This is a genomic window from Mesorhizobium sp. HAY1-8B, from assembly GCF_056868045.1.
In genome coordinates, this window is the sequence record NZ_CP200321.1 from 1,395,200 (window position 1) to 1,417,653 (window position 22,454).

22 protein-coding genes are annotated in these 22,454 nt (G+C 63.7%); 10 read left to right on the forward strand and 12 right to left on the reverse strand.

Translation table 11 applies throughout. The features are described 5' to 3' along the window. Window positions 1-9 precede the first annotated feature (9 nt). The 4 genes from AC1VON_RS06935 to AC1VON_RS06950 form a co-directional block, all read right to left on the reverse strand. A complete protein-coding gene (locus tag AC1VON_RS06935) occupies window positions 10-1,476 on the reverse strand; it encodes a UdgX family uracil-DNA binding protein (RefSeq protein ID WP_483126281.1) in 1,467 nt (488 codons plus the stop codon). A gap of 2 nt (window positions 1,477-1,478) precedes the next feature. Continuing rightward, entirely contained in the window at window positions 1,479-2,714 is a 1,236-nt protein-coding gene (locus AC1VON_RS06940; RefSeq protein WP_483121144.1) for a putative DNA modification/repair radical SAM protein, read from the reverse strand. An 87-nt stretch (window positions 2,715-2,801) separates the two neighbouring features. Next, window positions 2,802-4,202 carry a glutamine synthetase family protein gene (locus AC1VON_RS06945; protein WP_483121146.1) on the reverse strand — a complete coding sequence of 467 codons (1,401 nt, stop codon included), beginning with the start codon at window positions 4,200-4,202 and terminating at the stop codon, window positions 2,802-2,804. Window positions 4,203-4,213: 11 nt separating this feature from the next. After that, window positions 4,214-5,596: an aspartate aminotransferase family protein gene (locus tag AC1VON_RS06950; protein WP_483121148.1), complete on the reverse strand. Its 1,383-nt coding sequence runs from the start codon at window positions 5,594-5,596 to the stop codon at window positions 4,214-4,216. A 157-nt stretch (window positions 5,597-5,753) separates the two neighbouring features. Between AC1VON_RS06950 and AC1VON_RS06955 the strand changes: the two genes are divergently transcribed. Continuing rightward, window positions 5,754-6,206 carry a hypothetical protein gene (locus AC1VON_RS06955; RefSeq protein ID WP_483121150.1) on the forward strand — a complete coding sequence of 151 codons (453 nt, stop codon included), beginning with the start codon at window positions 5,754-5,756 and terminating at the stop codon, window positions 6,204-6,206. 13 nt (window positions 6,207-6,219) lie between these two features. Here the strand turns inward: AC1VON_RS06955 and AC1VON_RS06960 are convergent, their stop codons facing one another. Continuing rightward, complete coding sequence (locus AC1VON_RS06960) at window positions 6,220-7,194, reverse strand: WD40 repeat domain-containing protein (RefSeq protein WP_483121152.1); 975 nt, start codon at window positions 7,192-7,194, stop codon at window positions 6,220-6,222. A 125-nt stretch (window positions 7,195-7,319) separates the two neighbouring features. Beyond that, window positions 7,320-8,372 (reverse strand): CobW family GTP-binding protein, encoded by a 1,053-nt coding sequence (locus tag AC1VON_RS06965; RefSeq protein WP_483121154.1) that lies wholly within the window; start codon window positions 8,370-8,372, stop codon window positions 7,320-7,322. Window positions 8,373-8,805: 433 nt separating this feature from the next. On the opposite strand from AC1VON_RS06965, the gene AC1VON_RS06970 reads away from it, so the two are divergent. After that, complete coding sequence (locus AC1VON_RS06970; RefSeq protein ID WP_032933964.1) at window positions 8,806-9,276, forward strand: MarR family winged helix-turn-helix transcriptional regulator; 471 nt, start codon at window positions 8,806-8,808, stop codon at window positions 9,274-9,276. Window positions 9,277-9,284: 8 nt separating this feature from the next. Here AC1VON_RS06970 and AC1VON_RS06975 read toward each other — a convergent pair whose 3' ends face one another. Beyond that, on the reverse strand, window positions 9,285-10,157 hold the full coding sequence (locus AC1VON_RS06975) for an AraC family transcriptional regulator (protein WP_483121156.1): 873 nt from the start codon (window positions 10,155-10,157) through the stop codon (window positions 9,285-9,287). Window positions 10,158-10,210: 53 nt separating this feature from the next. On the opposite strand from AC1VON_RS06975, the gene AC1VON_RS06980 reads away from it, so the two are divergent. From AC1VON_RS06980 to AC1VON_RS07000, 5 genes are all read left to right on the forward strand, one after another. Continuing rightward, a complete protein-coding gene (locus tag AC1VON_RS06980) occupies window positions 10,211-10,618 on the forward strand; it encodes a DUF2000 family protein (RefSeq protein WP_483126282.1) in 408 nt (135 codons plus the stop codon). 140 nt (window positions 10,619-10,758) lie between these two features. After that, window positions 10,759-11,700: a DMT family transporter gene (locus AC1VON_RS06985; protein WP_081295048.1), complete on the forward strand. Its 942-nt coding sequence runs from the start codon at window positions 10,759-10,761 to the stop codon at window positions 11,698-11,700. Between the two features lie 78 nt (window positions 11,701-11,778). Further along, window positions 11,779-12,801 (forward strand): LacI family DNA-binding transcriptional regulator, encoded by a 1,023-nt coding sequence (locus AC1VON_RS06990; protein WP_140606744.1) that lies wholly within the window; start codon window positions 11,779-11,781, stop codon window positions 12,799-12,801. Continuing rightward, on the forward strand, window positions 12,798-13,781 hold the full coding sequence (locus AC1VON_RS06995; RefSeq protein ID WP_483121158.1) for a 2-hydroxyacid dehydrogenase: 984 nt from the start codon (window positions 12,798-12,800) through the stop codon (window positions 13,779-13,781). Before AC1VON_RS06990 ends, AC1VON_RS06995 begins: the two co-directional genes overlap by 4 nt. Before the next feature lie 86 nt (window positions 13,782-13,867). Continuing rightward, window positions 13,868-14,269 (forward strand): hypothetical protein, encoded by a 402-nt coding sequence (locus AC1VON_RS07000; RefSeq protein ID WP_172347314.1) that lies wholly within the window; start codon window positions 13,868-13,870, stop codon window positions 14,267-14,269. Here AC1VON_RS07000 and AC1VON_RS07005 read toward each other — a convergent pair whose 3' ends face one another. Next, entirely contained in the window at window positions 14,270-15,061 is a 792-nt protein-coding gene (locus AC1VON_RS07005) for a gamma-glutamyl-gamma-aminobutyrate hydrolase family protein (RefSeq protein ID WP_246740856.1), read from the reverse strand. Window positions 15,062-15,307: 246 nt separating this feature from the next. Here AC1VON_RS07005 and AC1VON_RS07010 point away from each other — a divergent pair, with 246 nt between their 5' ends. Then, entirely contained in the window at window positions 15,308-16,417 is a 1,110-nt protein-coding gene (locus AC1VON_RS07010; RefSeq protein WP_172347313.1) for a TRAP transporter substrate-binding protein, read from the forward strand. Window positions 16,418-16,508: 91 nt separating this feature from the next. Here the strand turns inward: AC1VON_RS07010 and AC1VON_RS07015 are convergent, their stop codons facing one another. The 4 genes from AC1VON_RS07015 to AC1VON_RS07030 all read right to left on the reverse strand — a co-directional run bounded on the left by AC1VON_RS07015 (window position 16,509) and on the right by AC1VON_RS07030 (window position 21,016). Then, entirely contained in the window at window positions 16,509-17,537 is a 1,029-nt protein-coding gene (locus tag AC1VON_RS07015; protein ID WP_483121161.1) for a zinc-dependent alcohol dehydrogenase family protein, read from the reverse strand. Window positions 17,538-17,550: 13 nt separating this feature from the next. Further along, window positions 17,551-19,338 (reverse strand): TRAP transporter large permease, encoded by a 1,788-nt coding sequence (locus AC1VON_RS07020; protein WP_483121163.1) that lies wholly within the window; start codon window positions 19,336-19,338, stop codon window positions 17,551-17,553. Next, window positions 19,338-19,922, reverse strand: coding sequence for a TRAP transporter small permease subunit (locus tag AC1VON_RS07025; RefSeq protein ID WP_172347310.1), 585 nt, complete (start codon window positions 19,920-19,922; stop codon window positions 19,338-19,340). Before AC1VON_RS07025 ends, AC1VON_RS07020 begins: the two co-directional genes overlap by 1 nt. Before the next feature lie 188 nt (window positions 19,923-20,110). Continuing rightward, a complete protein-coding gene (locus AC1VON_RS07030; protein ID WP_483126283.1) occupies window positions 20,111-21,016 on the reverse strand; it encodes a branched-chain amino acid ABC transporter permease in 906 nt (301 codons plus the stop codon). A 148-nt stretch (window positions 21,017-21,164) separates the two neighbouring features. Between AC1VON_RS07030 and AC1VON_RS07035 the strand changes: the two genes are divergently transcribed. Both AC1VON_RS07035 and AC1VON_RS07040 read left to right on the forward strand, forming a co-directional pair. Further along, window positions 21,165-21,776, forward strand: a complete 612-nt coding sequence (locus AC1VON_RS07035) for a CGNR zinc finger domain-containing protein (protein ID WP_172347308.1) — start codon at window positions 21,165-21,167, stop codon at window positions 21,774-21,776. Beyond that, window positions 21,769-22,302: a hypothetical protein gene (locus AC1VON_RS07040; protein WP_483121165.1), complete on the forward strand. Its 534-nt coding sequence runs from the start codon at window positions 21,769-21,771 to the stop codon at window positions 22,300-22,302. Before AC1VON_RS07035 ends, AC1VON_RS07040 begins: the two co-directional genes overlap by 8 nt. Window positions 22,303-22,454: the final 152 nt, after the last annotated feature.

Sequence of the window (22,454 nt, forward strand, 5' to 3'; positions counted from 1 at the left end):
GCAAACGGATCAGGCCATCAGCCGCTTCACCTGCTTCATGTCGTGTAGGAACCGTTCGCGCTCCGCTTCCTTCTCCGCCGGCTCATGGATGCGCAGGATGAAGGACGGGTGGATGGTGATGAAGACCCGCAAGCCGTCCTCGCGTTCGATGACCTGGCCGCGCATTTTTGTCACCGGGATCGCCTTGCCGAGCAATGACAGTGCAGCCGTTGCGCCGAGCGCCACGGCAAGCTCCGGCTTGATCAGCGCGAATTCCCTGTCGATCCACCAGCGGCAGGCCTGCACCTCGCCGGCATTCGGCTTGGAATGGATACGGCGCTTGCCGCGCGGCTCGAATTTGAAGTGTTTCACCGCGTTGGTGACGTAGACTTTCTGGCGATCGACGCCCGCATCGTCCAGTATCGAATCGAACACCTTGCCAGCCGGCCCGACGAAAGGTTTGCCGGCGAGGTCCTCCTGGTCGCCGGGCTGTTCGCCGACGAAGATGACCTTGGCATTATCAGGCCCATCGCCGAACACCGTCTGCGTCGCGTCGCGCCAGAGCGGGCAGCGGCGGCAGCCTTTCGCGGCCTCGCGCAACACTGAAATGCTTCTGGCGTCGTCATCTTCAGGCGTCTGCGTTGGTTCACGCTTCGGCCAATGCTTTGCCTGCACCTTGGCGTGGTGCGGCGCCGGTGTCGTTGGCATCTTCGCGATCATATCCTTGGCGGCCTTGTCCGCTCCTGCGATCAGATCTGGAATGAGCGAGGCCTCGGGAAGGTTCCGCCAATATTTCTTCGGCATCTCCTTCTGCATGGCTTTCACCTTCAGCCGTGCCGGATTGAAGATGTTCTCGAAATAGGTGCGCCACAGCGCCTCGGTGTCGTCTTGAGCCGGGGCATCGGCCTTGGCGGCGCCCGGTCCGATGGCCAGCCTGTCGCCGTCCCAGTCGGCGGAGGCGTAAGGGGTCAGGATCGTCCAGCGCATGCCGGTGAAGCGCCTGACGAAGAAATCCGCATTGCGTTCAACGATGAAATGATCGGGCTCGAACCAGGCGACATAGCGCTCCTCGTCGCCGTCGCCGATCTTTCGGAAGCGAACGAAGGCATGCATCTTGTGGCTGTCGCGCCGCACCGCCTTTTCCATGGCTTCAAGCCGCCTGGTATCGGGATCCGATGCGATCGACAGCAGCTTCGGCTCCGTGCGCAATCGCCAAAGCATCCGGTAAAGAAAGGCGAACCGGCCGGGGTCGGAATGGCAGAAGGCGGTTTCGGCACGCGCGATGAAGTCGCGTGGCACGACGAGCTGCGCACCCGCGGGGATGGCTGGCAAGTCCGTCTGGCCCTGGTCCGAGTTGGATACGACATGCCAGCTGATGTCTTCTGGCCGGACCTCGTTCAACGCCATCCGCCGTGCCGCGTCGCGCCAGCCGGCAAAATCGGTCTCGCTGTCGAGCTGCACACTATACCGTGCCAGGTTGAACTCGGCCGGCCGCATGGTCAAAACAGCGCCAGTTGTTCGCAAGGTTGCACGATCTTGCCGCGCAAGCCCAGCCTGTCGGTGAGCGCTCCCGGTGACCAGCCCTCGGCGATGATGAACGGCCTGAGCTTGGCGATTGACTGGCAAATCCGTCCCACATCTTCGAGCCGCATGCGCCGATGGCGGCGGGTTTCCAGGATTTTCGCCACCACCTTGGTGCCGAGACCGGGGACTCGCAGCAGCGCTTCGCGGTCGGCACGGTTGATGTCGACTGGGAACCGCCCCCGGTTGCGCAGTGCCCAGGCGAGCTTTGGATCGATGGTGAGATCGAGCATGCCGTCGCTGCTGCCGGCCAGGATCTCCGGCTGTGAGAAGCCGTAGAACCGCATCAGCCAGTCGGCCTGGTAAAGGCGATGCTCACGCATCAATGGAGGCTTCTGCAAGGGCAGGGACGACGATGCATCCGGGATCGGACTGAAGGCCGAGTAATAAACGCGCCGCAGATGATAACTGCCATAGAGCCGGGCGCTGGTATGCAATATGCCGTCGTCGGATGTCTTGTCGGCGCCGACGATCATCTGCGTCGACTGGCCACCGGGAGCAAAGCGTTCGCGCTTTTTGGTCCGGAGTGTCGGCTCGGCTTTCTCCTCCATCTTCTGGCGCAACTTCGCCATGGAAAGGCGGATCGTCTCCGGCTTCTTTTCCGGCGCCAGCCTCTTCACGCTCTCGTCCGTCGGCAGCTCCACATTGATCGACAGCCGGTCGGCATAGAGGCCGGCCTTCTCGACCAGTTCCGCCGAGCTCTCCGGAATGGTTTTCAGATGGATATAGCCTGAAAATTTCTCTTCCAGCCGCAGCCGCCGCGCCACCTCGACCATCTCCCCCATGGTGTCGTCAGGCGAGCGGATGACGCCTGACGACAGGAACAGGCCCTCGATGTAGTTGCGCCGGTAGAAATCCATGGTGAGCTTCACCACTTCGTCGATGCTGAAGCGGGCGCGCCGCACATTCGAGGACGAACGGTTGATGCAATAGCTGCAATCATAGATGCAGAAATTGGTGAGCAGGATTTTCAAGAGTGAAATGCAGCGCCCGTCCGGCGCGTAGGAATGGCAGATACCCATCCCTTCCGTGGAGCCGATGCCGCCGGATGTCAGCGAATCCTTTTTCGCCGAGCCAGAAGAGGCGCAGGAAGCGTCATATTTGGCGGCGTCGGACAGGATCGCAAGTTTTTCACGAACAGTGAGTGCGCTCATATGTTCATGATATGTTCTGATAGGCTGCCGCGCTACCTCATTTGACATAGGCGGCGAAAAAGTGATCGCCGCCGGGTCACTCAGCCATCAGACCTCATGCAGGTAGAGATGATAATCCAGTTCGCTGACCGTGCGTGCCACGCGCAGATATTCGGATTGCTTGATTGCCACGAAGGTGCGGTGCAGGTCATCGCCGAGCGCGCCTTTCAGGAAGCTGGAGGCTTTGGCCGCTTCGATCGCCGCGCGCCAATCCGCCGGCATCGTCGTACGCGTGACGGCCGCTTCATAGCCGTTTCCAGTCGTTTCGGGGCCGGGGTCGAGCCCTTCATCGAGGCCTTTGATGATGCCGGCGAGCACGGTTGCGGCGATCAGGTAGGGATTGGCGTCGACGCCGGACGGCCGGTGCTCGATCCGCCGGTTCCTGGCGTCGCCAGCTGGCACGCGCAGCGCCACCGAGCGGTTGTTGACCCCCCAGGTCGGCGCCACCGGCGCATAGGATTGCGAAACGAAACGCCGCCAGGAATTGGCATGCGGCGCAAACACCAGCATCGATTCCGCCATCGTCTGGATCAGGCCGCCGAGCCCTTGCAGCAAGGGCAGTGACCAGCTCTCGCCGCCGGCCTCGGCAAACACGTTTCGGCCGGCCTTGTCCTGCAGCGAGACATGGAAATGCATGCCCGAGCCGGCATATTTCTCGATCGGCTTGGCCATGAAACAGGCGGTGACACCATGGCGGCGCGCCTGCGCCCGCACCAGTCGTTTCAGCATGACGAGGTCGTCGGCCGCCCGCATCACGTCCTTGCGGTAGTTCAGCGTCAACTCGTATTGGCCCGGCGCATATTCGGAAATAACCGTCTCGGCCGGAATGCCTTGCGCCTTGGCCGCGGCATAGATGTCGGAGAACAGCGGCTCCATGCCGTGCAGATGGTCGACGGAATAGACCTCCGTCTTGCCCGAGACGCGGCCATCGAGCACGGCACGCGCCGGCTGCACCTTGCCGTCGGCATCGCGCTCGTTGGCCAGGAGAAAAAATTCCAGTTCGAAGGCACCGGCCGGATAAAGGCCCTTGGCCGCGAGGATATCGACCTGCCGTGCCAGCGCCAGCCGCGGATCCGAAGACATGGGTTGGCCATCGAGATGGTACATCGCCATCAGCACCTGGCCGCGCGGCGGGCTGGTTCCATAAAGCGGCACCAGCGTGCCGGGAATCGGCCAGGCCCGGAGGTCGCCGTCGCCTGTGGTCCAGATCAGCCCGGTCTCGTGCACATCCTCGCCGGTGATGTCGAGGCCGAGGATCGAGATCGGCATGTGCCGGCCGCCCTCGAAAATGCTTTTAAGTTCATGCCGGCGCACGATCTTGCCGCGGCCGACGCCATTGGCGTCGGTCAGCACGATATCGAAGGCTTCGATCTCGGGATGGGCGTCGAGAAAGGCTTGCGCCTCGGTGGGCGAGGAGCCCGAAGGCGAGGTCACGATGGCATTGTCCATGGCCGCTTGTCTCATGTCGCAAGCTTTGCCGCAACCGCGCCGAAGGCGGTGATCAGCCGGTTCACCTGGGTGCCTGTGGTCGCCGGCGAGATCAGCATCATGTTGTGGAAGGGCGCGATCAGCACGCCGCGATTGACCAACGCGACATGGATGGCGGCTTCCAGTTCCGGCGCGTGTGCGCCTTCCGCCTCCGCACCGTTGCGCAACGGGCCGGGTGCGCAGATGAACTCGACGCGGGCGCCGACACGGGCGACATGCCAGGGCAGGCGGTAGCGGTCGATCACCCCGGTCAGCCCGGCATCCAGACGCCGGGCGAGATGATCCATGCGGTCATAATTCTCCGGCGTCATCACCTCCTCGAGTGTGGCGCGCATGGTGGCGAATTGCAGCGGGTTGGCCGACAGCGTCGTGCCCATGCCGGAATAGCCGGGCTCCTTCGTCCGGTTGTAGTCGGCGTAGCGGGAAGCGACCTCCTCGCTCATGCCCCACACACTTGCCGGCACACCGCCGGCGATCGGCTTGCCCAGCACGAAGAAGTCGGGGTCGAGCCCGTATTTCCTGGTATAGCCGCCGGGGCCGGTCGAGATGGTGTGCGTCTCATCAATCAACAGCAGCGTACCGGTTTGGCGCGTCAGCCTGCGCAACGCGTCATGGAAGCCGGGATCGGCCAGCACCATGCAGGAATTGGTCAGCACCGGCTCGGCTATGACGCATGCCACGTCTCTGTCCTTGAGCGCTGCCTCCAGCGCGGCGACATCGTTGAACTCGATGACCTTGGCCGTGCGGGTCAGGTCGCGGAACTCGCCCGCCAGCCCGGGCCGGTTGACGGGCTTGCCGTCGATCAGCCGCACCATCGTCTCGTCGACCGAGCCGTGATAGCAGCCGTTGAAGACCAGGATCTTTTCCCGGCCAGTCACAGCGCGGGCAACGCGCAGCGCGAAGCGGTTGGCGTCGGTCGCGGTGGTCGCGATCTGCCAGAACGGCAGGCCGAAGCGCTGCTGCAGCAGCGGCCCGATGGCAAGCGCGTCTTGCGAAGGCAGCATGTAGGTCAGGCCGCGTCCGGCCTGGCGGCGGATGGCGCGCGCCACCGGTGGCGGCGAGTGGCCGAACATCGAACCGGTGTCGCCAAGGCAGAAATCGTCCAACCTGTTGCCGTCTATGTCGGTAATCGTGGCGCCTTTGGCTCTGTCGACCAGGATCGGAAACGGTGTCGGCCAGTCGTTCATCCAGTGCATCGGCACGCCGCCGAAGAAGCCGGGCAACCCATTGCCGACCTTGGCTTGCGATTTCGGCCGCGCCGCGCGGAAGGCCGCCCCCTCGGTGTCGCGCATTTGCGCGATGCGATCCCGGCTGATGCCGCCGATGGACGTCGTTGAACTGTCGCTGCTGTGCATGGAAACCCCTTTGGCTGGCCCCTCTTAGCCAATCAACATCCGCAACCGCAATTGGCCGCGCGTCTGTTCTGCATTGGCTCAGCGTCTGGCAGCGCCGCTTGACCGTGCTGTCGAAGTCAGTGCCAATATGAGCGGGAATTGGTGTGGGGGGCCAAGGATGCGGACGATCATCTGTGTGACAGTGCTTCTATCGTCGGCGGTCCCGGCCTTCGCCTCCGGCGGCATCTGGTGCAACGTCGATGATACGGCGGTGACATTCGACGTCGGCGCCGGCGTCACCAGGGGCATGGGCGGCCCGACCTTCAACTTTCGTGGCGATCTCGAAATCAAGGCGAGGCCGGCTGGCGATGGATTGCGCAAGACGGCGTTCGAGGATTCCAACCTGACCCAGTACTGGCTGGACGGCAAGGAGCTACGGCTGAACATCTACCACGAGCACGAGGTCGCAGACACCTTCGATTCAGTCGAACTGACGATCCTGACCAAGGCCAGCGACGAAGGCGTCTATGACGGCCAGTACACGCTTGCCGTCTATGACAGCACCGCCGACAAGGACAAGGATGGCAAGACCGCGGAGTTGACCGGCAAGGTTTCCTGCGGCGCCGAGTAATCGCCTATGTGAACTATGCCGTGATGTCGATGACGCCGCAGTCGCCCGCGGCACTGCCGAAGGCGATGCGCCGTTCTTCCTTGTCCCACATCATCGATGTGATGGGGCCCTTGCCTTGCCGGCGCAACAACACTTCCTTGGCATCGGCGAAACGGGCGGCGATCACCATGCCGTCGTCATAACCGATCGCCACGACATCCTGGCTTGGATGGCAGGCGACGCAGGTCACCATCGTATTGCCGCGCGTGCCGAGTTCCAGCGGCGCCTTGCCCATCGGCCCGTCCTTGCCGGAAAACGGCCAGACGATCGCCGCCGGGGCTCCGGAACTCGCCAGCCATTTGCCTTTGACGCTCCATGACAGGCTCTTGACCTTGCCGGGATAGCCGCTCATGCGCATGTGCTTGCCGTCGGCCAGCTTCCAGCCATGCAGTGCGTTCTCCTGCATCGTTGTGACGAGGAAGGCGCCATCGGGCGAGAAGGTGATGCCTGTGTGAGCGCCGGCCCATTCGAGTTCCACCGGCTTGCCCTCGGCGGCCGGAAAATGCAGCGTCGCGCCATTGTAGCGGGCGACACCGAAGCGCATGCCCTTGGGCGAAAACGCCAGCCCCTCGACCGAACGCGGATGGGCGAATTCCCTGGTCTTGCCATCGGCGAAGCGCACGAAGGCGGTCTTGCCTGTGGCGTAGGCGATGGCGCCCTGCGGCCCGGCGGCGACGCTGGTGATCCACTTTTTTCCGGCGTTGGCCAATTCCCCGACATTGCCGCCCGCAGCAACGGCAAACACCTTGCCGTCCTCGCCGCCGGTGATCAGCCGATCGTTTGCCGCATCGTGGAAGGTGGCGAGCAACCCGTCATTTGCCTGCGTCGTCTTGTGGCCGTTGTCGAGCCGATGGATGGCGCCATCGGCCAGCGCGAAATGCGGCACGTCGCCAAGGAAGACGGCGGCTAGGCAATGGCCTTCGAGATCGAGGGGGGCGACTGTGGGCATCAGAACCGTTCCAATGAGATTTGTCGCCATCCCTGGAAGTCGCCAGCGCGGCCAGGTGTGGCGCTAACCTTCCCCCACAAGGGGAGAAGGAAAAAAGGCAGCGCTAGCGTTATAAGGCTTGGAAATCAAGCCGCCTGGCAGGCATCAAAACTCTTCTTCAGCCGCTCGGCATCCAGTTCGCGGCCGATGAACACCAGCCGGCTCTCATGCTTCTCGCCATCCTTCCAGGCGCGCTGGTGGTCGCCTTCGATGATCATGTGCACGCCCTGGATGACATAGCGCTCGTCATCGCCCTTGAGCGCGATGATACCTTTCAGCCGCAGGATGTTCGGACCTTCCATCTGGGTGATCTTCTCGATCCACGGGAAGAATTTCTTCGGGTCCATCTCGCCGCCGCGCAACGACACGGACTGCACCGTCACGTCATGGATGTCGGAAGCGTGCGCGTGGTCATGGTGATGATGGTCATGCCCGTCATGATCATGATGATCGTGATCGTGGTCATGATGATGGTGGTCGTCATGCGCCTCGAGGAAATGAGGATCGTTTTCCAGCGCCCGGGACAGGTCGAAAGCGCCGCGGTCGAGCACTTCCGACAGGGCGACGCCGGCGCGCGTGGTGCGGTGGATCCTGGCCGCCGGATTGATGGCGCGGATCGTCGCCTCGACCTTGGCGAGTTCTTCCGGAGTGACAAGGTCGGTCTTGTTGAGCACGACGACGTCGGCAAAGGCGATCTGGTCCTCGGCCTCCTTGGAATCCTTGAGCCTGAGCGGCAGATGCTTGGCGTCGACCAGCGCCACCACGGCATCGAGCTTGGTCTTGGAGCGCACGTCGTCGTCCATGAAGAAGGTCTGTGCCACCGGCACCGGATCGGCGAGACCCGTGGTCTCGACCACGATGGCGTCGAAGCGGCCGGGGCGGCGCATCAGGCCTTCAACGACGCGGATCAGGTCGCCACGCACCGTGCAGCAGACACAGCCATTGTTCATCTCGTAGATTTCCTCGTCGGATTCCACGATCAGGTCGTTGTCGATGCCGATTTCGCCGAATTCATTGACGATGACGGCGTAGCGCCTGCCATGGTTCTCCGACAGGATGCGGTTGAGGAGCGTCGTCTTGCCGGCACCGAGATAGCCGGTAAGAACGGTTACGGGGATCTGCGTCTGTGCGTCGCTCATGACTTGCCTCGAAATGACCAGGCCTTGAAAATCCAGGCCGTGAAAAAGGGATTGTCGGTCCCATATAGGGTGTGTTCCGGGCTTTTGCACGGGGCAAACCAATGGGCCAAAGCGGCCGGCCGGGGTTATCCCTGTGGTTACTGTCGGGGGAAAGATCCGTACTCGGCGATGCTGAAAGGCGGGAACGACAAAGGAGGCGTCTTGGCAGGGGCTGTCAATGTCACGTCGCGTCTGGGACGTGGTCGCTGTGAATCCGGTATTTCGGAAACTCGTTTGTCATCTAACTGAAATAAACATCTGGCATCACCACGGCGAACACCGCAATGCTTGCCGGCAAAGCTGTTTGGAGCGCCGGAATCTTTTCTATCGTCGATTGCCAACCGGCCGGCTGCGTCTATGCTCCACGCACCGGCACGGCCGAAGAGGGATGACCATGGCCAAGGCGGACAAGACTGCAACAATGAGCCGGCTGCATTCGGCGGCCAGGCTGGCAAGAACCGCGTTGGCTGCCCGGCTTCTGGCGCACGGCTTCTATGCCGGCCAGGACCAGATCATGCTGGCGCTCGACCGCGAGGACGGCCAGACGCCGGGTAATCTTGCCGGTCGCCTTGGCGTGCGCCCGCCGACCATTACCAAGACCATCAACCGGCTGCAGGCGCAGGGTTTTCTGGAAAAGCGCGCATCGGAAGCCGATGCCCGCCAGGCGCACATCTTTCTCACCGACAGCGGCCGAGAAACCATCCGCGCCATCGAGAAGTCGGTGAAGAAGACCGAAAAGCAGGCGCTGAAGGGCCTCGACAAGAAGGATCAGAAGGCGCTTTTCAAGCTGCTTGCCCGCATCGAGGCCAACCTCTCCAACGAGGAATTGGTGCTGATCGACGACGACGCCGAGTCGGACGACTGATCGCAACGTCAGGCTGCCGCCGGGGCAGAGTCCCTTGTCAGCGAGGACCAGCGCCCCGGCGTCATGCCGAACGCCTTCTTGAATTGCCTGTTGAAGTGGCTCTGGTCGGTGAAGCCGGCCTCGACGGCGATCTGCGCCAAGGGTTCGCCGGCGATGATCATCCGCCGCGCGCGCTGAAGCCGGCGCATCACCAGGAAACGATGCGGGCTGGTCGAGAAAGCGGCGCGGAAATGCCGCGACAAGGCGTAGCGGTCGAGTCCGGTGATGGCTTCCAGTTCGCCGGAACGCACGGGGCGCGTGACGTTCTCCGTGAGATAGTCCCGCGCCAGGGCGGCGGCCCGCCAGGCCGTCCTGGCCATCGGCTTCGCCGGCTGGCCGGCATGCCGCGCCAGGCTCTGCATCAATTGCGTCAGGAAGTCGTCGACAAACAGCTCGTCGAGCTCCTGTTGCAGCGGCCCCAGTGCCGAGAGCAGCGTTGCGCAGAAGGTGTCGTCGCTCACGACGGCATCCCCGACGAAGGGCAGGGAAGCGCCGCCAAGGCAGTCCAGCATCAGCGACGGTTCGAGATAGAGCATCCTGTAGCGCAACCCGTCCTCGGTACCGGCGCCGCCATCATGCAATTCGTCGGGATGCAGCACGATGATCTGGCCGGGCAGGCTTAGCCGCGTCGCGCCCCGATAGCGAAAGGTCTGCACGCCCTGCAGCGTCACCCCGATCGCATAGGTGTCATGGCGATGCAGATCGAAGGCACTGCCGTGGAACCGCGCCTCGATCCGCTCCATCCCAGCGGGGTCGGGAGCGGAAATGATGCAGTTCTCAGCCGCATCGGCGCACAAACGTCCAAGACCCTCGAAGGCCCGGCGGTCTAGTTCCAACGCCATCGTCTCCCTCAGCCTCGAAAATCGGGGCGCAAGCTTGAATGGTCCATTTTCTCATGTTCGATACGAAATTTGCAATCGTGCTGCGGGAAGATCTGCCCGTCTGGCAGAAACTCAACGTCACCGCCTTCCTGACCAGCGGCATCGTCGCGCAGTTTCCCGAAATCATCGGCGAACCCTATCGCGACCGATCAGGCAATCTCTATAACCCGCTGTCGATCCAGCCGGTCATCGTGCTGTCGGCCGACCAGGTGACGCTGAGCGCGATCCACCGGCGCGCGCTGGAGCGTGGCGTGACGAGTTCGCTCTATGTCGAGGAGATGTTCTCGACCGGCTTCGACGCCGCCAACCGCGCCGTCTTCGCCGAATTCGCGCCGGAAGACGCCAAGGTGGTCGGCATCGCGCTGCGCGCCGAGAAGAAGCTCGTCGACAAGATCACCAAGGGCGCCCGCATGCATGCATAGCAGGCAAGCCTGGACTAAGCCTGCCGGCTTCTGTTGTTGTGCCAGCCGGCCTTGGCACAGCAGCGGGCGACAATTGGCTTGCCGGGAAGTCACAATTCCAGCAAAGGTGGGTTCCAGCCCAGCTTTTCCCCGGCCTGCAAGTGAGTGCTTCCCAGAGATATGTCGAAAGCGCGACGCCGCCGGTGGCGATCCTGTGCATGCTTGCCACCTATGTCTTCTTCACTTTCCTCGACACCTCAAGCAAATATCTCGTCCTGGCCGGCGTTTCCGCGCTGATCGTCGCCTGGGTGCGCTTTGCCGTGCATGTCGTGCTGGTCGGCGCATTGCTGCGCGGCTGGCGGCAACCCATGCGATTTCGCCCGGTCAACCTGCCGGCGCATGTGTTGCGCGGTGTGTTCCTGTTCGGCTCGACCATGTGCAACATCCTGGCGCTCCGCTCCCTGCAACTGGCCGAGACGACGTCGATCTATTTCTTCGGGCCGATGGTGATCACCGCACTTGCCGGCCCGCTGCTTGGTGAATGGGCAGGCTGGCGGCGCTGGCTGGCCATCCTCGCCGCCTTCGCCGGAGTTCTGATCATCACAAGGCCAGGTGTCGGCGTTTTCGGCATCGGCCACCTCTTCGCGCTCGGCTCGATGCTGTCGAACAGCTTCTATGTCATCATGACGCGCCGCATGTCGGCGACCGAGACGTCGGAAAGCCTGATCCTGTTCTCGGCGCTGGCGCCGGCGGTGCTGCTTTTGCCCATGCTGCCGTTCTCATTCTCGCTGCCGCATGATGGCTGGCACTGGTTCGTCCTGCTCATGCTTGGCGTGTTCGGCGGTGTCGGGCACTGGCTGCTGGTGCAGGCCTATCGGCTGGCGACGACCACGGCACTGGCCCCCTATCCCTACTCGCAGATGGTGTGGATGATCATTTCCGGCTGGATTGTCTTCAAGCAGTTTCCCGACCGCTGGACACTGGTCGGCGCGGCCATCATCGTTGCCAGCGGCCTCTACATCGTCCATCGCGAGCACCGGCTCCGGCTGCGGAGCCGCGCGGCCTCCGATGTCGAGGCGGAAGCGCTGGCAAAAAAACTTTGATTTGCTCCCGATCGGTGGCATAACGCCGCCTTTAAACAGTTTAGGTCGAAATTCGGGTCGTTCGGGGAGCGCAAGGCGCTGGCACAAAAAATCAAGCTTTCGACGATCGCCGATGCACTCGGCGTGTCCACGGCCACCGTGTCCCTGGCGCTGCGCGACAGTCCGCTGGTGGCCGGCTCGACGCGTGATCGCATCAAGGAACATGCGCGCGCCATCGGCTATATTTACAACCGCCGCGCCGCCAGCCTGCGCACTTCACGCTCGGGCATTGTCGGCGTCGTCGTGCACGATATCATGAACCCGTTCTTCGCCGAAATCCTGCGCTCGATCGAGAGCGAGCTCGACCGCAGCCGGCAGACCTTCATCCTGTCCAATCACTACGACCAGCTCGAAAAGCAGCGCACTTTCATCGACACGCTGCTGCAGCTTGGCGCCGACGGCGTCATCATGTCGCCGGCCATCGGCACGCCGGCTTCCGATATCCTGATGGCCGAGGAAAACGGCCTGCCGGCGGTGCTGATCGCCCGCACCGTCGAGGGCGCCGACGTGCCGGTGTTTCGCGGCGACGACGCCTATGGCACCGGGCTTGCCACCAACCATCTGATCTCGCTCGGCCACAAGCGCATCGCCATGATCGGCGGCACCGACCAGACCTCGACCGGCCGCGACCGCTACCAGGGCTATGTCAACGCCATGGAGGCGGCTGGGCTCGAAGTCAGGCCGTCCTGGCGCATCGCCGGCCCGCGCACCAAGCAGGCCGGCTTCGAGGCTGCCGGGCAGTTCCTGGCGCTGAAGGACAAGCCGACCGCCGCCTGCTGCTGGAACGACCTCGTCGCCATCGGCCTGATGAACGGCATTGCCCGTGCCGGCTTGGTGCCGGGCATCGACATCTCCGTCACCGGCTATGACGATCTCGAGGAGGCGGCGATCGCCACGCCGGCACTGACCACCGTCTGGAACGGCCAGCGCGAGGTCGGCCGCCGCGCCGCCAGCGCGCTGCTCGACAAGCTCAACGGGCAGACAGTGCGGCCCTCGCAGGAATTGATCAAGCCGGAACTGCATGTGCGCCAGTCCACCGGCAAGCCGGTGGAGCGTGCATGACCAAGGCCGAACAGCTGCAAGCCGTCGCCATTCTGGTGCCGGCGGACTTCAGCGACCATGCCGTCGGGCGCATCGATCGTACCTTCAACCGGGTCGGGATCGAGCGCGCCGATCCGGCGCTGGTCACCGACGAGATGCGCCGCACGGTGCGTGGCATAGCCTCCTTTGCCGGCATCAGCGCGGCAATGATGGATGCCTTGCCCAATCTCGAACTCATCGCTTCCTTTGGGGTTGGGTATGACTCGGTTGATGTCGGCCATGCCGCGGCAAAGAACATCATGGTCACCAACACGCCCGACGTCCTCACAGACGAGGTAGCCGACACCGCGATCGGGCTGCTGATCAACACGGTCCGTGACCTGCCGCGCGCGGAAAACTGGCTGCGTGACGGCAGCTGGGTGCGCAAGGGCAACTATCCGCTGAGCCGGCTGACCTTGCGCGCGCGCCGCGTCGGCATTTTCGGCATGGGCCGCATCGGGCAAGCCATTGCCCGGCGGCTCGAGGCGTTCGGCCTGCCGGTCGCCTATCACAACCGGCGCCGTGTCGAAGGTCTTTCCTATCAGTATCACCCGACGCTGAAGGGCCTGGCCGAAGCGGTCGACACGCTGATTTCGGTGGCGCCTGGCGGGGCCTCGACGCAGAAGGCGGTCAATGCCGAGATCCTGTCGGCGCTCGGCGCCAACGGCGTCTTCGTCAACATCGGCCGCGGCAGCACGGTCGACGAGGCAGCACTGGCGGCAGCCCTAGCAGACGGCACCATCGCCGCAGCCGGGCTCGATGTCTTCGCCGACGAACCGAACGTGCCCAAGGCGTTGCTCGACGCTCCCAACACCTCTCTTTTGCCGCATGTCGGCTCGGCCTCGGAGCACACGCGCCGCGCCATGGCCGATCTGTGCGTCGACAATCTGGTTTCCTGGTTCACCGAACGCCGGGCGCTGACACCGGTGCCGGAGACGGCGCATGTCAAGGATCGCGGCTGAGTGGCAGTTTGCCACACTTATTAACGCCAGCTTAACCCTTTGAAATCATTCTTCATCCTGCCTGTCATCTGTGGATGAAGACCAGAATGAAAACGCTTCCCGTCTTTATCGCTGCCGTCGCCGTGTTCGGCGGCGTTCAGGTCTTTCACGGCGGCAGCGGGGAAAGCGCCGCCGAAGAGGCCACGCCAACGGATAATACCTACAGACTGGTCGCCAATGGTGACGAGGGGGCTTGCATGGTCAAGCGTGGCGCCTCGATTTCACAGGGGCTGTCGTTGCTGACGGTGGCTCCGACCTGCCGCCGGCTCTTGCCAGGCATCGAGCAGGCAAAATTCTGGCGCGAAGAAGAGGATGGCACGGTCGCCTTCAGCGCCGACGGCATCGATCCGATCGTCACCTTCGCCGTGGCTGATGGCGACGGGTACGAATCCTATGCACCAGCCACGCCATTGCTTTCACTGGCGGGCGACCGGAAGACTGACGACTGATTATTCCGCGGCAGCGCGCGAGCCAGCCTTTGCCGCTGCATGCAGGCGCACCGCATCGCCGAAGGCGCGGAAGATCTTGGCCGAGTTGCTGTCCGATTTGACCCAGTATTCCGGATGCCACTGGACGCCAACGGCAAAAGCCCGGGCATCCCTGACCGAAACCGCTTCGACCGTCCCGTCGGTTGCGACGGCCTCGATTTGCAGTTTCGAGCCGAGCCGGTCGACGGCTTGGCGATGCACGGAATTGACCATGATGTCGCCCTCGCCGAAGACGCCGGCCAGACAACTGCCGGGCCTGATGGTCACCTTCTGGCGGATGCCGAAGCGCTCGTCCTGATTGTCACTCACTGGCGCGCGGTGGTCGAGCGAGCCCTCGCGTTCCTGGATCTCGGTGCCCAGCGTGCCGCCGAGCGCGACATTCAGCTCCTGGATGCCGCGGCAGATGGCGAGCAGCGGCACGCCGCGCTCGATCGCCCGGCGGATCAGCGGCAGCGTGGTGGCGTCGCGCGCCGGATCATAAGGGCCGTTGGCTTCGCTGGCATCGCCGCCGTAAAGCGAGGGGTGCACGTTGGATTTCGAGCCGGTGACCATGACACCGTCGACCGAGGACAAAAGTTCGTCGAAGTCGAGCCTGTCGCCGAACGACGGCACCAGCAGCGGGAACACGCCCGCACCGGTGATTGCGGCTTCCAGATATTGCTGAGGGGCGGCATGCCAGGTGTAGTTGTCGAACTGACGGACGTCGGTCGATATGGCGACGAGCGGCTGCTGCATTTTGGCTCTGGTTTCCATCTGGCAAGGTCTATCCTGCCTTCAAAATAGGCGATCCGCTGTGGTTTTTCCATGGCAAGTTTCGGCGTGTCGCATGGGCCACCAAATCCCCCGTTAGACTATAGTTGCAGGGCCGCATGGCTCGGTTACCAAATCACGCCGCCGTGCTGGACTAGACTTCTTGCCCGTGTATTGTTTCGGCCAACCGATACGGGGAGCCGAGGATTTCCCGAATGTCGGTCTGTTGATCCAAAAGGGAGGAACTGCATGGATCGTCGTTCGTTCATTCGCAAGGCCGGCGTGACCGGTGTCGGCGCCGCGGCGGCGGCGGCAACGCTTGCCGCTCCGGCGATCGCCCAATCCAATCCCAAGGTGACATGGCGGCTGGCGTCGTCCTTCCCGAAATCGCTCGACACCATCTATGGCGGCGCCGAGGTGTTCTCCAAGATGTTGTCGGAAGCCACGGACGGCAATTTCCAGATTCAGGTCTTTGCCGCCGGCGAACTCGTGCCCGGCCTGCAGGCCGCCGACGCCACCACGGCCGGCACGGTAGAGGCCTGCCACACGGTGGCATATTATTACTGGGGCAAGGACCCGACATGGGCGCTCGGTGCGGCGGTTCCCTTTTCGCTCAACGCGCGCGGCATGAACGCCTGGCACTACCATGGCGGCGGCATTGACCTGTTCAACGAGTTTCTCGCCACGCAAGGTCTTTTCGGGCTGCCGGGCGGCAACACTGGCGTGCAGATGGGCGGCTGGTTCCGCAAGGAGATCAACACGGTCGCCGATCTCTCCGGCCTTAAGATGCGCATTGGCGGCTTTGCCGGCAAGGTGGTGCAGAAACTCGGCGTCGTGCCGCAGCAGATCGCCGGCGGCGACATCTACCCGGCGCTGGAAAAGGGCACCATCGACGCCGCCGAATGGGTCGGCCCCTATGACGACGAGAAGCTCGGCTTCTACAAGGTCGCGCCCTACTACTACTATCCCGGCTGGTGGGAAGGTGGTCCGACCGTCCACCTGATGTTCAACAAGGCGAAATACGAAGAGCTTTCGCCAGCTTACAAATCGCTGTTGCACACCGCCGCGCAAGCCGCGGATGCCGACATGCTGCAGAAATACGACTATGTTAACCCCGCAGCGGTGAAGCGGTTGGTGGCCGGCGGCGCGAAACTGCGTCCGTTCAGCCAGGAGATCATGGCCGCCTGCTTCCAAAAGGCCAACGAGGTCTATGCCGAGATGGAGGCCTCGAACGCGCCGTTCAAGAAGATCTGGGAATCGATCAAGGGCTTCCGCAAGGAGCACTACCTCTGGGCACAGGTGGCCGAGTACAATTACGACACCTTCATGATGGTCCAGCAGCGCAACGGCAAGCTGTAAGAGGCGAACATCGACTCAAGAAGACCCGGAAAGCTCGGCTTACCCGGGTCTTTTCATTTGGCCGCGTGGTGATCCCGGAAGGGCCCGCCGCCTAGTTTCGACCCGGCACCACCAGCACCTTGACCTCGCCCGGCGCCGGCGGATTGGCGATCACATCAGCCGCCTCTTCGAGCGGCACCTGCCTGGAGATCAGCCGGTTGATCTCGATCGCGCCCGACGCGATTAGCTCGGCGGCGCGGTGATGCGTGTAGGGATTGAGGAAGGAGCCAACCACCTTCAATTCCCGGAACAGCAGATCGAAGGGCTCGAACTCGGCCTTCATGCCTTGTGGCGTCACGCCGACGATGACGACCGTGCCGCCGGCCCTTGCCAGCCGCATCGATTGCTCGACGGTCTCGCGCACGCCCGCGCATTCGAACACCACGTCGGCGCCGCCAGGCATCAGCCCCGCCGGTCCGCGAATGGCATCAATGACGTCGGCGGCGGTGGGGTCGACCGTCGCCGTCGCACCGAGCTCCTCGGCAAGCGCGCGCCGCGAGGCCTGTCTGGTCGACAGGATGATGGTCGTGGCACCGGCCAGCCTTGCCAATTGCACGGTGAGCAGGCCGATGACGCCGCCGCCCAGCACGATCACTGAACTGCCGGGCTTGATCGCGGCAAGATCGATGCCATGCAGGCAGCAGCCGAGCGGCTCGCAGAATGCGCCATGCGTTGGAGGCAGATCGGCGGGCAGGATGAAGGCCTGCTCCCGCGGCAGCACGACATACTCGGCAAAGCCGCCATCGCGATGGATGCCGATGGCATTGAGATTGCGGCAGAGATTGACCCGGCCGGCATGGCAATGCGGACATCGCCCGCAGGCGATGTTGGGATCGGCGGTGACGCGGTCGCCGATGGCGAAGCCGGAGACCGTGTCGCCGACCGCCTCGATGATGCCCGAAAATTCATGTCCGGGCGTCACCGGTGGCCGGCAGGGGAATTCGCCATGGAAGAGGTGGCGGTCGGTGCCGCAGACACCGCAGGCTTCGATCCGCACCAGAAGCTCGTCCGGGCCGGGGACAGGTTTGACGACCTCGCGCAGCGCGATGCTGCCCACGGCCTCCAGCCGCACCGCTTTCATGGCGTCGTCCCTCTCAATTGAAGCTCGGCGGTTGCGAGAGGTCCGGCGCCGGTGTCGCCGGCTTGGCCGGCGGCGCATCGCCGAAGCTCGGCGGCTGCGATAGATCTGGCGTGCCGGGCGCGGCCGGCGCGCTGCCGCCATTGGCGGGCGCGCCACCATCCTGCGGAGCGCCGAGCGGCGACAGGCCGGGCACTTCCGGCACCTTGTAGTCGATCGTGCCCGGATCGATCGCCGTCCCCTTGTAGCGCATCACCATTTGCGGGAAGGCGATGGTCAGTCCGATCATCACCACCTGGATCAGGACGAAGGGCACCGCGCCCCAATAGATCTGACCGGTGGTGACCGGCGCGATCTGCCTGCCGGTGATGCGGTCGAGATAGGGCACGCGCGCGGCGACCGAGCGCAGGTAGAACAGCGCGAAGCCAAAGGGCGGGTGCATGAAGCTGGTCTGCATGTTGACCCCGAGCAGCACGCCGAACCAGATCAGGTCGATGCCGAGCTTGTCGGCCGCCGGCGCCAAGAGCGGCACGATGATGAAGGCCAGCTCGAAGAAGTCGAGGAAGAAGGCCAGGAAGAAGACGAGGATGTTGACGCCGATCAGGAAGCCGACTTCGCCGCCCGGCAGCGAGGTCAGAAGGTGCTCGACCCAGATCTGGCCGTTGACGCCGTAGAAGGTCAGCGAGAAGACGCGCGCGCCGATCAGGATGAACAGCACGAAAGACGACAGCCGCGTCGTCGAGGCCAGTGCCTGCTTGATCACATCCAGCGACAGCCGGCCCTTTGCCGCGGCCATCGCCAGAGCGCCGACCGCGCCCATGGCGCCGCCTTCGGTCGGCGTGGCGATGCCGAGGAAGATGGTGCCCAGCACCAGGAAGATCAGCGCCAGCGGCGGGATCAGCACGATGACGACCTGCTGCGCCAGCCGCGACATCATGTTGATGTTCAACCTTCTGTCGGCGATCGCGACGACATAGATCAGGATCACGCCGACGCAGGCGCCAAGAATGTCGGCATCGTCGCCATGGGTCGGCGCCAGATAGCTGTACGCCGCATAGGAGATGGCCACCGCCGCCGCCAATGCCACCAGCAGCGAAATCACGCCATGGCCGAGTGTGCGCGCTTCGAGTGGCAGCGCCGGCATCATCTTCGGCCGGAAGATCGACACGATGAGAATGTAGAGTGCGTAGAGACCGGTGAGCACGAGGCCCGGGATCAGCGCACCCGCATACATGTCACCGACCGAACGGCCGAGTTGGTCGGCCAGAACGATCAGCACCAGTGAGGGCGGGATGATCTGGGCGAGCGTACCGGAGGCGGCGATGACGCCGGACGCCAGACGGCGGTCGTAGCCATAGCGCAGCATGATGGGCAGCGAGATCAGCCCCATGGCGATGACCGATGCCGCCACCACGCCGGTGGTCGCCGCCAGCAACGCGCCGACGAAGATCACCGCATAGGCGAGGCCGCCGCGGATCGGGCCGAACAGCTGGCCGATCGTGTCGAGCAGGTCCTCGGCCATGCCCGATCGTTCGAGCACGATGCCCATAAAGGTGAAGAACGGAATGGCCAGCAGCGTGTCGTTCGACATCACCCGGCTGCCGTAGAAATTGTCCGGCAACGCATAGAGCAGCGGCCAGGCGAGGTTGATCGCCCCGCCCGAATAGGGCGTCAAAAGCACGCCGATGAAGAAGAACATCAGGCCGTTGGCGGCCAGCGAGAAGGCGACGGGATAGCCGATCAGCATGAACAGGATCAGCGAGGTGAACATGATCGGCGCCATGTTCTGGGCGATGAACTCCATCACGAGCGCACCTCGTCGGCCAGCGCCTTGGCTTCGAGTTCAGCCTGTTCGTGCACGGAAATGAAGGGGTTGGGATCGTCCATGACGCCGCGCATGATGGCGATCTTCTTGATGATCTCGGAAATGCCCTGGAGTGCGAGCAGGAAAAAGCCGACCAGCAGGATGGCCTTGGCCGGCCAGACGATCAGGCCGCCGGCATTGGTCGACATTTCACCGCTGTGGAACGACAGCGACACGTAGGGCACGAAATAGACGACCATCAGTGTCACGAACGGCATCAGGAAGAGGATATGGCCGAGAAGGTCGATCCAGTGTTGCACGCGGCGTGAAAACAGGCCGTAGACGATATCGATGCGGATATGCTCGTTCTGCTTCAGCGTATAGGCGGCCGCCAGCATGAAGGCGGCGCCGAACAGGTACCATTGCAGTTCCAGCCACGCATTCGACGAGGTGTCGAATATCTTGCGGATGACGGCGTTGGCCGCGCTCACCAGGATCGCCAGCAGGATCAGCCAGGATACCGATTTGCCAATGAATTCGTTGAGGCGGTCGATGCCCCGCGACAGAGCGAGCGGCCCTTCCATGCAGTCCTCCCTTGTATCCGAGGCGTGCCGGCTCCCCCTTTTCAGCCGTCACGCCGCGTGGCCCAACGGTATGCCGCGCGTGGCCGGACGGGTCAACACGGATGGCGGCTGCAAAACGGTAGCGGATGAAGGGTGGCGCGGGACAAGGGCGGTCTGCCCCTGCGTCATGCAACCAAAGTCTGATGGGCTCAGACGACCTTGCCGGTATCGCGGCCGGCGCCGATCAGGATCAGCATGGCCACCAGGAACAGGTACATCCACGCATCGCGCCATTCGACCGGGAAATAGCCGGCCCACAGTGATTCGGCCATGCCGAAGGCGGCCGCGCCCAGTGCTGCCCGCGGCGGCGAAAGGTAGCCGCCGACCGCTGTCACGAACAGGATCTTCAGCCCGTAGACCAGGCCGGAACCGAAGCTGACATTGCCGTAGTAGAGGCTGGCCATCACGCCGGCCAGCGCGGCGCAGAAGCCGCCGAACAGCACGGCACGCCGGAACACGCCGCGCACGTCGACACCGCACAGGGCGGCGGCTCGTGGATCGTCCGAGACAGCACGCCAGCACCGGCCGAAGTTGGAGTGGGCAAACGCAAAGGTGGCGAGTGCGACCGCCGCCAGGACCACCGCGCAGTCGAGCACCTGGATCAGCGTCAGCGTCGCCTTGAAACCGGAGCCTTCGGCGAAGACGATCGGCTGAGCCAACATTGGCGGCAGCCACAGATCATGCGTGTCGGCCGCGATTCGGCTTGCTTCCGACAGCACGAGCAGGATGCCGAGCGTGGTCACCACGATGGCATTGGGCGAGCGGTCGGCCAGCGGTTCGAAGATGCTGCGCGACAGGACATGGCTTATCAGCGCGGCAAAGAGGAACGCCGCGACGACACCGAACAGCACCGAAGCCAACAGTGTCAGCCACAGAACCTGGTAGCCGAAGGCGACGCTCAGGATCATCGCCTGGCCACAGAACGCAAACAGCGCGCCATAGGCGAGGTTGGTGCGGTGCAGGATGCCGTTGGTCAGCACGTAGCCGAAGGCGAGCAGCGCATAGAGCGCGCCCGAATGCAGCCCGTTCAGCACCTGCTGGAAGAAATAGAGCATGCTCAACACCAGAAGCATCTCGCCCCGAATGCGCGGTGGTCCGGGACGACGAAAATGCTCAAGACAAAGCGACGATACCGTGCGCATCAGAGGTTTGCATCGTCGAATCTAACTTGTCAAATGCGATTTATCGGTTAGATTTTGCGATATGACAGTTGCCTGGACCCCGCACCGCTTCACTGGCGGCCTGCTTGCGCTCGACACGGCGAACACCGTCGTGCTGCGCGGCGATCCGCAACGCACATTCGACCGCTTCGACGATCCGGTCGAAATCGCCCGCTTTGCCGATGCGGCCAGCGGCTTCCGCGCCGCCGAGCTTGGCGACAGGCGGCTGGCGGTATCCTCACCGGCGGCAATCGCGCCTGTCGTGCTGTCGATCCGCGAGACGACCGACCGGCTGTTTCGCGGCGCGGTTTCGAAGGGCGCGCTCGCCACCGCTGACCTGCCGGATTTCCTGCGGGCCTGTGCCGAGGGCCTGGCCGGCAGCCGCACCGAGATCGGTGTGCCGGGAAGGCCGTTCGGGAATCCCTCGACACCGATCGCTTTCGAGGCGGCGCTGGCGGTTTCGGCACTGTCGCTGCTGCGTGACGACACGGTCGCGAGGCTCAGGATCTGTCCCAACTGCACCTGGCTGTTTGTCGACAGAAGCCGCAATTCCAGCCGTCTTTGGTGCGACATGTCGGTCTGCGGCAACCGGCAGAAGGCAAGTCGTCACTATCGTCGCCGCCGCTTGGCGGCCCATGAGGTCAAGGATGCCTAGGGGATTTTCACGCGCTCTCGTTGCCGGCGCCATCTTGATCGCCGCCGCCGCGCTCGGCGCCTGCCGCGATACCGGCGGCGAGGGCAAGCTGTTCGAGGTTTCCGGCAAGATATTCGTCTTCAACTACCGTCTCGCCAGGGCGACCTACGTGGTGACGCTGCGGCCGTTGCGGCCGATGGGTGAGGGCCAGGTGGCGGTTGCCAGCTTCCAGAATCCTGCCGGCGGTGCGCCTTTGGTGGTCGAACAGAAGGTCTGGCCGAAGCTCGACAAGGTGAGCCTGGAGAGCCCGGCGCTGACCTGCATTGTCAAGAACAAGCCCTATGCCATCGCCATCAGCATCAGGGGCGCCGACGGTGCCGTCCTGCAGACGATCGACACCACGCTGATGTCGACGGAGGACCAGTCGATTCTGCCCGACCGGCCGCTGGTCATCGACCAGCTCTATACGGCCAATCCCGACCTAGCGGGCCATCCCGACGGCAAGCTGCCGGGCGAGCCAAAGCCGGACTGCTCGAAAGCCGGCTGACACCTTCCGACCGCGCCGGTGTCGGCGGGAATTTTCGTACGCGTTGGCGCCGTCGATGCACGGTTTCATGCGTGCTCCGGCGCCCGCCGGACTCTTTGTTGCGCGTTGCCTGGCCCCTTCGATTTTGTTTGACCTGCCTTGCAAGGGGAGAA